The 13,811-nt window shown below is 51.3% G+C and carries 9 protein-coding genes; 8 read left to right on the top strand and 1 reads right to left on the bottom strand.

The annotated features are described in order from the left end of the window. The first annotated feature begins 55 nt into the window (after positions 1-55). Entirely contained in the window at positions 56-2,278 is a 2,223-nt protein-coding gene (locus L1F29_RS23840) for an ABC transporter ATP-binding protein (protein WP_258384535.1), read from the top strand. Next, positions 2,275-4,155, top strand: a complete 1,881-nt coding sequence (locus L1F29_RS23835; protein WP_258384534.1) for an ABC transporter ATP-binding protein — start codon at positions 2,275-2,277, stop codon at positions 4,153-4,155. Before L1F29_RS23840 ends, L1F29_RS23835 begins: the two co-directional genes overlap by 4 nt. A 111-nt stretch (positions 4,156-4,266) precedes the next feature. Here L1F29_RS23835 and L1F29_RS23830 read toward each other — a convergent pair whose 3' ends face one another. Continuing rightward, positions 4,267-5,727, bottom strand: a complete 1,461-nt coding sequence (locus L1F29_RS23830) for an MFS transporter (protein ID WP_258384533.1) — start codon at positions 5,725-5,727, stop codon at positions 4,267-4,269. Between the two features lie 299 nt (positions 5,728-6,026). Here L1F29_RS23830 and L1F29_RS23825 point away from each other — a divergent pair, with 299 nt between their 5' ends. The 6 genes from L1F29_RS23825 (at position 6,027) to L1F29_RS23800 (ending at position 13,759) form a co-directional block, all read left to right on the top strand. Beyond that, positions 6,027-7,874, top strand: a complete 1,848-nt coding sequence (locus L1F29_RS23825) for an assimilatory sulfite reductase (NADPH) flavoprotein subunit (RefSeq protein WP_258384532.1) — start codon at positions 6,027-6,029, stop codon at positions 7,872-7,874. A 77-nt stretch (positions 7,875-7,951) separates the two neighbouring features. Continuing rightward, a complete protein-coding gene (cysI, locus tag L1F29_RS23820) occupies positions 7,952-9,685 on the top strand; it encodes an assimilatory sulfite reductase (NADPH) hemoprotein subunit (RefSeq protein ID WP_258384531.1) in 1,734 nt (577 codons plus the stop codon). 342 nt (positions 9,686-10,027) lie between these two features. Further along, positions 10,028-11,044, top strand: a complete 1,017-nt coding sequence (locus tag L1F29_RS23815; protein WP_258384530.1) for an ATP-binding cassette domain-containing protein — start codon at positions 10,028-10,030, stop codon at positions 11,042-11,044. Then, positions 11,041-11,856, top strand: a complete 816-nt coding sequence (locus L1F29_RS23810; protein ID WP_258384529.1) for an ABC transporter permease — start codon at positions 11,041-11,043, stop codon at positions 11,854-11,856. The genes L1F29_RS23815 and L1F29_RS23810 overlap by 4 nt, the downstream gene beginning before the upstream one ends. 239 nt (positions 11,857-12,095) lie before the next feature. Next, complete coding sequence (locus L1F29_RS23805; protein ID WP_258384528.1) at positions 12,096-12,620, top strand: RNA polymerase sigma factor; 525 nt, start codon at positions 12,096-12,098, stop codon at positions 12,618-12,620. After that, positions 12,617-13,759 carry a hypothetical protein gene (locus tag L1F29_RS23800; protein WP_258384527.1) on the top strand — a complete coding sequence of 381 codons (1,143 nt, stop codon included), beginning with the start codon at positions 12,617-12,619 and terminating at the stop codon, positions 13,757-13,759. Before L1F29_RS23805 ends, L1F29_RS23800 begins: the two co-directional genes overlap by 4 nt. Positions 13,760-13,811 lie beyond the last annotated feature (52 nt).

Below are 13,811 nucleotides of genomic sequence, written 5' to 3'. Positions count from 1 at the left end.
ATCTGATCATCAATTTCGATCTTTACTTCACGATTAGAAAGGAAAGGAACATGTCATGGTTAAACTCGCAAAATATTTGAAGCCCTTCATGGTAATGCTCATTGTATCGATTGCTTTATTGTTTGGGCAAGCGATGGCGGATCTGAATCTGCCGAATTACATGTCCGACATTGTCAACAAGGGTATTCAGCAAAGCGGTATTGAAAGTGCAGTACCTGAAGCGATCAGCGAGGACGGCTTCAGGCTGATGACCTCCTTAATGAAGGAGCAGGACAAAGCGATTGTCGAGCAGCATTACTCGCTGATCAAAGCAGGGGATGAGAATTATCTCGATAAGTATCCCTTGCTGGAAAGTCACAATGTATACCTTTTAAAGGATGCGGACAATAGCAGCATGGACGAATTGAATCCGATCTTCGGTAGAGCCGCTTCAACCTTCATCGAAGTTTCGAAGCAGTTGGCGGCCTCTTCAAGCGATCAAGCTGCACCTGCTAAAAAGATGGATATGTCCAATATAGATTTCAAAGAGCTGTACGCTTTGACACCAGTGGTCCAGCAGCTTCCTGCCGAGAAGCTGGATGAGGCAATCGCAGCTGCTAATCTGATGGATCCTGCCATGCAGGTTCAGACGGGAACAGCTTTCGTGAAGCTATTGTATGGCGAACTGGGCATGGATGTAGGCAAGATTCAGAGCAAGTATATTATGAATACAGGATTCATCATGCTTCTGATCGCCTTAGGTGGAGCTATCGCAACGATTGGTGTCGGATATCTATCTGCGCGAGTTGCAGCTGGAGTGGCCAAGAAGCTTCGTCGTGATGTGTTCAGTAAGATTGAAAGCTTCTCGAGCAATGAGTTTGATAAGTTCTCGACTTCATCTCTTATTACGCGTACGACAAACGATATTACGCAGGTTCAGACACTCATTGTCATGGGTATCCGTATCTTGTTCTACGCTCCGATCTTAGGGGTAGGCGGCGTCATCATGGTACTGAGGGAGAATAGCTCCATGACCTGGATTATCGGCTTGGCAGTTGCCTTGCTCATTATGTTAATCGGGGTTGTATTCTATGTCGCGATGCCAAAGTTCAAGATCATGCAGAAGCTCATTGATAAATTAAATCTCGTTTCGAGAGAAAATTTGAGCGGACTTATGGTTGTACGTGCATTCAGCACACAGGAATTTGAGAAGAAACGTTTTGACCATGCCAACCAAGATTTGACGAAAACGAACTTATTCGTAAGCCGCGTCATGGTGTTCATGATGCCGGTTATGATGCTTATCATGAACCTTATTACTTTGCTGATTGTATGGGTCGGTGCTAAGCAGATCGCTGTATCTGCGATGCAAGTAGGGGATATGATGGCGTTTATGCAATATGCCATGCAAATCATTATGTCATTCTTAATGATCTCGATGATGTTCATTATGGTACCGCGTGCTTCGGTATCTGCGCAGCGTATCGCAGAAGTGCTGTCAACGAAGTCTTCTATTGAAGATCCTGCTCAGACGAAGCCGTTTAAGTCCGACATGTCAGGCATTGTTGAGTTTCGAGATGTCAGCTTTCATTATCAGGATGCGCCGGAGGATGTGCTGACCAATATTACATTCACTGCGAAGCCTGGGGAAACAACAGCATTTATCGGTTCTACAGGTTCAGGTAAATCCACGCTGATTAACTTGATTCCTCGCTTCTATGATGTCACGTCAGGTGAAATTATAGTCAACGGTGTTAATGTAAAAGATGTCACACAGCATGATCTGCACGATCAGATTGGTTATGTGGCTCAGAAGGGTGTGCTGATGTCAGGCACGATTGCAAGCAATCTGCGCTATGGTAAGAAAGAAGCTTCCGATGAGGAAGTGCATCTGGCTGCTGAAATTGCTCAAGCCACAGACTTCATTCTCAAGGATGAGGACGGCTTTGAGAAGAAGATATCAGAAGGCGGCGCGAATGTGTCCGGCGGTCAGAAGCAGCGTTTATCGATTGCACGTGCACTTGTGAAGAAGGCTCCAATCTATATCTTTGATGACAGCTTCTCCGCGCTTGACTATAAGACCGATACTGCGCTCAGGCAGGCTTTGAAGAAATATACAGGAGATAGCACCGTTCTTATCGTCGCGCAGCGCGTTAGTACGATTCGCCATGCGGAACAAATCATTGTATTGAATGAAGGTAAGATTGTCGGAAGCGGTACGCATGAAGAACTGCTTCAGAGCTGCCCGACATACCTGGAGATTGCTTCATCCCAGCTTTCGAAGGAGGAATTGCAATGAGTGAGAAAGCCTCCAAGTTTAGAAAACCGAAGAACGGCGGGCCGATGGGCGGCGGACCGGGCGGGCCGGGGATGATGATGCCTGGCGAGAAGGCGAAGGACTTTAAAGGAACCTTTAAGAAGCTGATTTCTTACTTGGGTCAATATAAGGTTGCGGTAACACTCGTCATCGTCTTTGCTATCGGATCTACGATATTCAATATACTAGGACCTAAGATACTCGGTGAAGCGACAACCAAAGTATTCGAAGGCGTCATGAATATGATCTCGGGTACAGGTGACGGCATTGACTTTGGATATGTAAGTCAGATTATGCTCATCTTAGTTATTCTCTACATCATCAGTGCACTGTTTGCTTACATTCAAGGTTATATCATGTCTAATGTCGCGATGAAGGTGACTTATAATCTGAGACGCGATATCTCGAAGAAGATTCATAAGCTGCCATTGAAGTATTTTGATAAACGTAATTACGGTGAAGTGTTGTCGCATATCACGAATGACGTCGATGCGATCAGCCAGAGCTTGAATCAAAGCTTGACTCAGATCATTACCTCGGTTACAAGCATAATCGGGATCATGATCATGATGTTCACGATCAGCTGGCAGATGACGTTAGTCGCGCTCTGCGTGCTGCCGATGTCCTTTATCTTCATTATGCTGGTCGTGAAGAAGTCGCAGAAGCACTTTGTTGCCCAGCAAGAATCTCTCGGACATGTCAATGGACATATTGAAGAGATGTATGGCAGCCATACGGTGATGAAGGCGTTCAATGGGGAGGAAGAGTCGCTCAAGAAGTTTGATGTGCATAATGAGAAGCTGTATAGCTCCGCCTGGAAGTCGCAATTCCTATCGGGAATGATGATGCCGATTATGAGCTTTATCGGCAATCTAGGGTACGTAGCGATCTGTATTCTCGGTGGATACTTGGCTGTGAATGGCCGAATCTCTGTCGGTGATATCCAAGCCTTCATCCAATATATGCGCCAGTTTACGCAGCCGATTGCACAGGTTGCGAACATCTCAAACGTTCTGCAGCAGACAGTAGCGGCTGCTGAGCGCGTATTCGAATTCTTGGCTGAAGAGGAAGAGCCTGCAGATTCGGCAACGCCGGCAGATCCTTCGCGTGTGAAAGGTGCCGTTCGATTTGAAAATGTTCATTTTGGATACGATCCGGAGAAGCCCGTTATTAATAACTTTACAGCAAGCGTTCAACCTGGACAGAAGGTCGCTATCGTTGGACCTACAGGTGCCGGCAAGTCTACGATCATTAAGCTGTTAATGCGCTTCTACGATATTCAAGAGGGTTCAATCATGATCGATGGCACCGACATTCGCGACTTCGCTCGCAACGACTTGCGGTCGATGTTCGGAATGGTGCTGCAGGATACTTGGTTGTATAACAATACCATTAAGGAGAATATCCGCTACGGAAAGCTTGAAGCAACCGATGAAGAGCTCTACGCAGCGGCTAAGGCTGCTCAGGTTGATCACTTCATTCGGACGCTGCCTGACGGCTATGACATGGTGCTTAACGAAGAAGCAAGCAATGTGTCGCAAGGCCAGAAACAGCTGCTTACGATCGCACGTGCGATCTTGTCCAATCCGCAGATTCTGATCTTGGATGAAGCGACCAGCTCGGTTGACACCCGTACCGAGATTCTGATCCAGAAAGCGATGGCGAATCTGATGAAGGGACGCACGAGCTTCGTGATTGCTCATCGTCTGTCAACGATTCGCGATGCCGACCTCATCTTTGTGATGAAGGATGGCGATATTATCGAGCAAGGCACGCATGATGAGCTGTTAGAACAAGGAGGCTTCTACGAAAGCCTGTACAACAGCCAGTTCAGTGAGGGCGAGGAAGAAGCGAGTTAATGTAGTGGAAATTGCATAAAATGAAACGTAAGAGCCTGAGGAATGAAGGGAATCCCTTTTTCCTCAGGCTCTTACGTTCTGTATCAACTTACGCTCGGCTTAATCGGGGGTTCAATGATTCAACGCATGCTCTCTTTCCTTGTTGAAGGCAACGAAAACAGCGAACAGCAGGAGGATGATTCCCGTGAAGGAGAACCCTTCGATGATGTTGAAGGGCAGCCAGCCCAATACGGAAGATCCGGCTACGACACCCAGAGAGAAGAAGGCGTAGAAATAACCGTAAGCTTTTCCGCGCAGCTCTGCAGGCGTGGCCTTGATCAGCATCGTATTGATCGAGGGGAACAAGAAGGCAAAGCCTACGCCATACAAGCCTAAAACAATGTAAAGCGTTAATGTCGTCGTCGATTGGCTAATGACCAGCTGACTTAAACCCATCAAACCAATTCCGATGGCCATCGTTCTTGAAGGGGCAACCCGATCGAATATGCGATTCGTAGGTAGCACGAATATGAGAACGGCAATGATCCCGAAGGTGCTCATCAAGGTGCCGCTTAATCTCGAATCATAGCCAAGTGTCTGAACATGCAATGGCAGCAAATACGCGATCGCGCCTTGTGAGAACATCAAGAAGAAGGCGCCGCCGTAAGCCTTTATTACACCTGCATTGAAGAGCAGGCTTGATGAATGAACGACTGCAGCGTCCTTCTCTTTCTTCGCAATCTTATACTTGCCAAGAAAAACGGCTGACAGGAAGGCAAGCAGCAGCCCCATAATAGCGACGCATGTAAAGACGAAGGGTACGGAGGTCTTGCTTGCCATAATTCCGCTGAAAGCAGGCCCGATAATAGCGGCTAGTCCTACGAATGTACCGGTAAAGGCGACTTTCTTCCCTTGCTGCTCGTTCGTCGTCGTATTCGCAGAGAATGTGAAAGCGGCTGGAACGATCAACCCGGCGACAAACCCATGCAGGATTCGCACGGCGATCAGGAATGCGGGCTGATCGACGAAATGATACAGCAGCAGAGCGATGCTGGTCAGAAGCAATCCTGCCATGAGAATTTTGAAAGGCCCGATCTTGTCGGTCATAATGCCGGATAAAATATTGCCCAGCGTATTGGATAACGAATACAGCCCGATGACAAAGCCTACAATAAACGAGCTGGCGCCGACGGAAGTCGCAAAGGTACTCATGACCGGCAGCTGCGAGAATAAATCGAAGAACGAAAAAAACACGATGCTGTACACGAGCAGGGCATGGCTAACAGGCTTAACGCTATAGCTGGCTTGCGCCTTCTTTAGTTTCCTATCCAGCAAGAAGTTGCCCAAAGGTATGAAAGCTGCGAGCAGCGCGGCAGCCGACCACAGCAGGTTCCACCTGACTCGTATTGCTGCATATAGAATCGCTGCAGCATATAGACAGAAAATCCCCCCGTGAATGCTTCCTACAATCGTTACGGCTTGCTCGATTCCCCAAATATATTTCAAGGGCATTGCAATACCTAGTAATACCAACAACGAAATACCGTCTAACAGTCCTGTAATACGTAAAATGTAGATTGGATGTAACCGCACTTGATAAGCTCCTATTTCATATTTTGATCTTATTATTCTATTTTAACATTTTATAAGGGAAGTAAAATGGACGAATTGTGATCGAAATGAGAGGGTTATTACCGAATTGCGCTCAATAGCTGGAGAGAGCCGGCTTTCGGATCCGCGGCAATATAATTAAAAGTAATCGATTTTGAAATATTTCTTATAGATAAATATCAAAGAATTCATTGCGCCTTGCATAAGACTGCGTTAGTATAAATACAGATTAATCAAAGTAATATGGTCGGATTTTAGAGATTGATGCGGGGTGGATGTAGTTGCAACTTCAAGTGACGAATAGTCCGTTTACGACGGAACAAGCGGAGTTAATCAATAAGCTGCTTCCGACTTTGACGGAAGCCCAAGTGAATTGGCTGGGCGGTTATTTAACTTTTTATCGTGCGGGGAACTTTAGCGCCGCTTCATCGGAACTGGCGGCAAGCCAAGTCTTGGAGGCGCCTGCTGCGGCAGTCGTGCCTCAAGGCCCGCGCGAAGCGACGATTTTGTTCGGTTCGCAGACCGGCAATGCGCAGAGACTGGCAGGACGTCTGGCAGACACACTGAAGAGCCAAGGCTTCGAGGTTACGCTATCTGCAATGAACAAGTATAAAACGAACAATCTAAAGAAAGCCGGTTATCTGTTTATTCTCGTCAGTACGCATGGCGAGGGCGATCCGCCGGATAATGCAATGACGTTTTATGAATTTCTGCATAGCAAGCGTGCGCCGAAGCTGGATGGAACGAAGTTCTCTGTACTTGCGCTGGGCGATACATCGTATGAGTTTTTCTGCAAAACAGGCCAAGATTTCGATACCAAGCTCGTCGAGCTAGGTGCGGAGCGGATTGCGGAGCGCGTCGATTGCGATGTTGATTTTGAGGAGTCTGCCGCTGGCTGGATAGCAGCTGTCAACGGCGCAGTAAGCGCGGCTGATACATCGGCAGCCCCATTAGGCGTACCGGGAGCTGCCTCTATACCGGCATCTGCTGCAGGTGAGTCGGAGTACTCGCGGACGAATCCGTTTATGGCGGAGGTGCTGGATAATCTGAATTTGAACGGCAGGGGCTCGGACCGGGAAACGCGTCATCTGGAGCTGTCGCTTGAAGGTTCGGGTCTGACGTATGCGCCTGGCGATTCGGTTGGCGTATATCCGCAGAACGACCCGTCTTTGGTCGACGATATTATCTCGTTCATGAAGTGGAATCCGGAGGAGGCGGTCGTAACCGGCAAAGCAGGCGGAACTTCTTCGCTGCATGCGGCGCTGCTTCACCATTATGAAATTACCGTCTTGACCAAGCCTCTGCTTGAAAAAGCGGTTGCCTTCTCAGGAAGCGGCAAGCTGGCTGAACTGGTGAAACCGGAAAATAAAGAAGACTTGAGAGCCTATATGGACGGACGCGATCTGCTTGATCTGCTTCGTGATTATTCGCCATGGACGCTTACAACCGGAGACGTTGCGACTCTGCTCCGCAAGCTGCCGCCGCGGTTATATTCCATTGCGAGCAGCTTGAACGCCCATCCGGAGGAAGTGCATCTGACGATCCGGAAAGTGGAGTACGAGGCCCATGGCCGCGACCGTAAAGGCGTATGCTCGGTGTACACATCCGAACGGATTGAGCCGGGCGATAAGCTTCCGATCTTCATCCAGCAGAATCCGAACTTCAAGCCGCCGGTTGACCCGGATACGCCGGTCATCATGGTGGGACCAGGCACAGGCGTTGCGCCGTACCGGGCTTTCCTTGAGGATCGCGAGGAGCAAGGCGCAGCGGGGAAAACATGGCTTTTCTACGGCGACAGGCACTTCGTGACCGACTTCCTGTATCAGACCGACTGGCAGCGCATGCTGAAGGACGGCGTATTGTCGAAGCTGGACGTAGCGTTCTCCCGGGATACGGACGAGAAGGTGTATGTGCAGCACCGGATGCTGGAACATGGCGAAGAGCTGTACAAGTGGCTGGAGAATGGCGCACATGTGTATGTCTGCGGCGACGAGAAGCATATGGCGCATGACGTGCAAGCTGCGTTGCTCGCGATAATCGGCCAATACGCCGGCATATCCCCGGAAGCGGCAGCCGCGTATTTGTCTGAGCTGCAGGAGCAAGGACGTTACCAACGCGATGTATACTAAGCGCCTTGAGCTAGAGCGCATATTTCAATAGATGTAACAAGCATGGACCCATCTTGCGGTCAAAGGAGCGAACAGCAATGGCCAATAAACTTAAGGTAGAGCCGATCGGCGGACCGCCGAGTGACGTGGAACATTTGAAGAAAGAAAGCAACTATTTGCGCGGATCGTTGACTGAATCGCTAGCGAACCGGGTTACGGGCGGATTGCCCGATCTGGACAACCGGCTTCTAAAATTCCACGGCAGCTATATGCAGGATGATCGCGACTACCGCATCGAGCGTGAGAAGCAAAAGCTGGAACCGTACTATCAGTTTATGCTTCGTGTCGTTACGCCGGGCGGCGTAGCGACACCGGCGCAATGGCTCGTTATGGATGAAATGGCCGGCAAATACGGCACGGGCAGCCTTCGCGTGACGACCCGGCAGGCATTCCAGCTGCATGGCGTACTGAAATGGAATTTGAAAAAAACCATTCAAGAAATCAATGAAACCTTGCTTACGACGTTGGCCGCATGCGGCGACGTTAGCCGCAACGTCATGTGCAATCCGAATCCTTACCAATCCGATATTCATAGCGAGGTCTGGTATTGGGCGCAGCAGCTGACGACGCATCTGGCGCCTAAGACACCTGCGTACCATGAAATTTGGCTGGATGGCGAGAAGGTCGTGGACAGTCTGGAGCAAGACGGCGCGGCTGTCGAGGTGGAGCCGATTTACGGTCCGGTATACTTGCCGCGGAAGTTTAAGATTGGCATTGCGGTGCCGCCATCGAACGACGTTGACATTTATTCGCAGGATCTTGGCTATATTGCTATCGTGGAAGACGACAAGCTTGTCGGCTTTAACGTCGTCGTCGGCGGCGGCATGGGCATGACGCACGGCGATCCGGCTACGTATCCGCAGCTTGCCCGCGTCATCGGCTTCGTTACGCCGGACCGCGTTCTGGACGTAGCGGAGAAGACCGTAACGATCCAGCGCGATTACGGCAACCGCTCCGTACGGAAGAACGCCCGTTTCAAATATACGATAGACCGGCACGGCTTGGAATGGTTCGTGGACGAGCTGCATGACCGCTTGGGCTGGGAACTGGAGCCTGCTCGCGAGTTCAAGTTCGAGCATACCGGCGACCGATACGGCTGGATTAAAGGCAAGGACGGCAAATGGAATTTGACGCTGTACGTTCAAAGCGGTCGCATCGCGGATGTGGAAGGGTATAAGCTGAGAACGGCGCTGCGTGAAATTGCGAAGATTCATACGGGAGATTTCCGTCTTACGGCCAACCAGAACTTAATGATTGCCAACGTGAACAGCCAGAAGAAGACGAAGATAGCTGCTTTGCTGAAGGAATACGGCATTGCGGAAGACTCGCAGCATTCGGCCCTGCGCCGAAGCGCTTTGTCCTGCGTGGCGCTGCCGACATGCGGTCTTGCGATGGCCGAGGCGGAACGTTATTTGCCGACGTTGATCGATAAGCTGGAGCCGATTCTCGAGGAAGCCGGCCTTCGCGATGAAGAGATCAATATCCGCATGACGGGCTGCCCGAACGGCTGCGCGCGCCCGGCCTTAGGTGAAATTGCCTTCATCGGCAAATCGCCTGGCAAGTACAACATGTACATGGGAGCCGGTTTCTCCGGCGACCGCCTGAGCAAGCTGTACCGCGAAAACATCGGCGAAGAGGAAATCATCGACACGCTTAAGCCGATCATTAACCGGTATGCGGCCGAGCGTGACAAAGGCGAGCATTTCGGAGATTATGTCATCCGCGCAGGCTATGTGAAGCCTGTGACGGACGGCATGAACTTTCACGATTAATAGATTGGATTCCACAAGATGGCGGTGCGGAGGTTACTCCTGCACCGCCATCTTGAATTTGCGTTTAACAGCTGGCTATAGAGCCCTCTACCCCTCGATTTGCTTATCTCCGCCGACCCGTACACGCTCTCATCCGCCTGGAGACCGATTGATAAACCGTTCTTCGGTTGGTTATTCGGTTACCCGGAATTCTTTACAATGCAAGAAGGAACGCTAGCAGCCGAGCCGGGATGAACCGCGGCGGTATCGAGATGCGATACACGGGCATAATCCATTGTTTATATTCCGTTTATAAAGGTTAGCTATCATCTCCCTATAAGCTGTTCAGAAGGAGGAGCTGCAATGGATAATATAGTGCGAAGGGCAGTGTCGGAGAGTAACGAATGGGCCGTTGAAGCCCGTGGACTCGTGAAAACGTTTGGCGGCAATCGTGCGGTGGATGGCGTATATTTGAATGTGCGCGCCGGAACGATCTTCGGCGTGCTCGGCCCGAATGGGGCAGGCAAGACCACCACGATCCGAATGTTGGCGACTTTGCTTCGGCCGGACGCGGGCTCGGCTCGAATCTTCGGATACGATGTGATGAAGGAGTCGAACATTGTCCGCCAATTGATCGGAGTGACCGGTCAATACGCATCGGTCGATGAGTCGCTTAGCGCGACGGAGAACCTGATCATCTTCTCCCGGCTGCTCGGGCTGGGACGCGCGGAGGCGCGGCGCAAAGCGGAGGAGCTGCTCGAGGAATTCGGTTTGACGGAGGCCGCAAGGCGGCCGCTGAAGAATTTCTCAGGCGGGATGCGCCGCCGGCTGGATTTGGCCGCGAGCCTCATTGCGCAGCCGCCGCTTATTTTCCTGGACGAACCGACTACCGGGCTGGACCCGCGCACGCGCGCACAGATGTGGGATACGATCCGCAGACTGGTGAATACGGGGTCAACCGTACTGTTAACGACGCAGTATCTCGATGAGGCCGATCAATTGGCCGACCGGGTCGCGGTTATCGATCGCGGCCATGTCGTCGCCGAGGGGACCGTAGATGAACTGAAAGCGTCAGTCGGTACTTCTTCGCTGCATCTGAGAGTCCAAAATCCGCTGGACATCGAGGAGGCCCGGCAGACGATCGAGCAGGTGCTCAAGGCCCAGTCTAACGTGACGTCGGAAGCCGGCAAGATTACGGCGCCGATGGCGAACGCCGACCGGGTGACCGACCTGCTTATCGCCCTCCGCGCAGCGGGGATTCACTTGGCCGAGATCAGCGTGCAGAAACCGACGCTTGACGAAGTCTTTCTAACCATCACCGGCCATGGCGTGGAGGAGAACGCGTCGTCAGCGTCCCAAGCAGAGGAGGCAAGCGCATGAGAACCGCTCCAATGAAGCCGGGTGCCGATCTTCAATTGAAGAACTACACGAGCTTCGACCAATCGGTACGCAACTCGTTCACGATGGCCTATCGGGGGCTGCTGAAGATTCGGCGCACACCCGAGCAGTTGTTCGATGTCACGTTCCAGCCCATCATCTTCACCCTGATGTTTACTTATATTTTCGGCGGGGCCATCTCCGGCGACGTACAGAGCTATTTGCCTGTCATCATCCCAGGCATCCTCGTGCAAACCGTGATCACGACCTCGATCGTCACCGGCGTTCAGCTGCGCGAGGATATGGATAAAGGGGTGTTTGACCGGTTCAAGTCGCTTCCTATCGCGCGTATCGCACCGCTTGCGGGAGCCCTGTTGGCTGATACCGTCCGTTATACCATAGCGACTGTGCTCACTTTTACCATGGGCTATATAATGGGCTATCGGCCCGACGGAGGCCTTGCTTATGTTGCCATCGCCGCGGTTCTTGTCATTGTCTGCTCCTGGGCAGTCAGCTGGATCTTCGCCTTCTTCGGCGTCATTGCGCGTACCGCCGCGAGCGTACAAGGGATATCGATGATCGTGCTGTTTCCGCTCACGTTTCTATCCAACGCGTTCGTGCCGGTCAAGACCATGCCCGATTGGCTTCAGTGGTTTGTCAATATCAATCCGATCTCGCACCTCGTAACGGCCGTCCGGGATCTTGCCAACTCGGGAACCGTAGGTTGGGATCTCTCGATTTCTCTTATCGGCGCTGCCGTCATTGTGGCGATCTTTGCCCCACTTACGGTACGTGCCTATATGCGCCGGACGTAATGCGAGAGGCTGTATACGAATCTATTGATTTTGCATAGCGCCTTATAATTATAAGACAGGCTGACCGGAATGATCCGGTGCCTGTCTTTTATGCATTTTACCGACATTCGTCCAGCAGGACATACGGGGGCAGCAGATATTTCGGCGTCCTTATTCAGAAGAGACTCGCCAAACTAGTGAACCAATCGCAAGGTTATGACAATATAGAGGTGAATGGCCATTCAGAAAGGAGCAGCTACTTGGATATCGAAGAGTTGAGCGATCTAATCAAGCAGCATGGCAAAGCGATCTACGGATTCTGCTATAAGCTTGCAGGAAATAAGGCGGATACGGATGATCTCTATCAGGAAACGTTCCTGAAAGCAATGGAAGTGCGGCACAAAATGGACGCGAACCAAAACCCCAAAGGATTTCTTATTTCCATTGCCATACAGTTGCGCAAAAACAAACGCCGGAAATTTGCCTGGAGGCAAAGGATTGCTCCCGTAGCTGAGCTCAACGAGGCTGTGGACAAGGCCTGCCGTCCTTGCGGGGAAGCGACGCCGGAGGATGCCGTGCTGTCCCATGAGCTACGCGGCATATTACAAGCTGCGGCAGACAGGCTGGGCGATAAGCTGAAGATTCCGCTCTATATGCACTATACGGCTGAAATGTCCGTCGATGAGATCGCGTCGGCGCTGAATATTCCGCCCGGTACGGTCAAAAGCAGGCTTTACCAAGCCCGAAAGGCTATGAAAAAGACATTGGAGGTCGAGTCCCCATGAATGATTCGCAGGAGTGGGACAAATTGCTCAAGCAAGCCCTTGCTGCAGCAGAGGAACCCGAAGAGCAATTGAATTCGAGCATCATTAATCGATATAAGGAGAGAAATCGAATGAAGCGCGTTACTCGAAAGCGGTTTTCCATAGGCGTGCTGGTTGCGGTATTAACGCTGGTCATGTCCATAACGGCTGTTGCGGCAACGCAGCTGTTCAGCTCCAAGCAGGTTGCCGAGCATCTGGGCGATCAGGTTCTGGCCAAAGCGTTCGAAAGCAAGGGCGCCATCGAAATCAATCAAACGGTGGCCTCCGGCGACTTCAACTTTACTTTGCATGGCATCGTCTCGGGAGCGGGGCTATCGGGGCTGAACAGCTCCGCGCAGGATATCAACCCCGACAGGACCTATGCCGTCGTATCGATCGCCAAGCAGAATGGCAGCCCTATGCCGGACACTCAAGACCCGGAATACGGCAAGGAGCCATTCTTCGTATCCCCGTTTATTAAAGGCCAGAAGCCGTGGCAGGTCAACATCATGACGATGAACGGCGGTTACAGCGAGATGGTGCTGGACGGGATCATGTACAGGCTGATTGAATGCGACGGAATCGAAATGTTCGCCGACCGCGGGGTGTATCTGGCGGTGAGCAGCGGAAGCTCGTTCTACAGCAGCGAGGCGTTCGCTTATAACGAAAGCACGGGAGAAGTAAGCGCCAGAACGGATTACAAAGGGACCTCGATACTGTTCGATCTGCCACTGGATAAGGCGAAAGCCGACCCTGCCAAGGCCGAGGCCTATTTGCAGGAGCTGTTGAAGGAACCTTCCGAAGGCGAAGCGGCTGATCAGGCGGTCTCTGACGAAGAAACGGCAATGATGAAAAGGAGCGAAGAATTGAAGAAATTGATACCCGATGGCAAGGTGATCCCCGAATCCGTCAAGGAAGTGACCTATGACGACAAGGGCAACATCAACTACGATTATGACGGCTTTAGCATAATGATTGCGCCGGACCAATTGTTTGCCGAAGGTCAGACAGGCCTTTCGGAATTCATGCAAGTCAGCGAAGACGATTTCACCGCGAAGGCGCTGCAATTTTCCCGGGATGACAAAGGTGTCATTACGGGCAGAGTTATAGTTTTGAAATAAGTCGAACCCGGCAGAAGCGGAAGATGCTTTTGCCGGGTTTCTCATGAGCTGG

Source organism: Paenibacillus spongiae, assembly GCF_024734895.1.
In the GTDB taxonomy this organism is placed as follows: Bacteria; Bacillota; Bacilli; order Paenibacillales; family Paenibacillaceae; genus Paenibacillus_Z; species Paenibacillus_Z spongiae.
Note: the sequence above shows the minus strand (reverse complement) of the source record. Positions and strands in the feature narration are given on the sequence as shown.

Coding starts and splice junctions, on each gene's coding strand:
- L1F29_RS23840 (WP_258384535.1), top strand. CDS start 56: ATGGTTAAACTCGCAAAATATTTGAAGCCCTTCATGGTAATGCTCATT.
- L1F29_RS23835 (WP_258384534.1), top strand. CDS start 2,275: ATGAGTGAGAAAGCCTCCAAGTTTAGAAAACCGAAGAACGGCGGGCCG.
- cysI (WP_258384531.1), top strand. CDS start 7,952: ATGGCCAATAAACTTAAGGTAGAGCCGATCGGCGGACCGCCGAGTGAC.
- L1F29_RS23815 (WP_258384530.1), top strand. CDS start 10,028: ATGGATAATATAGTGCGAAGGGCAGTGTCGGAGAGTAACGAATGGGCC.
- L1F29_RS23810 (WP_258384529.1), top strand. CDS start 11,041: ATGAGAACCGCTCCAATGAAGCCGGGTGCCGATCTTCAATTGAAGAAC.
- L1F29_RS23800 (WP_258384527.1), top strand. CDS start 12,617: ATGAATGATTCGCAGGAGTGGGACAAATTGCTCAAGCAAGCCCTTGCT.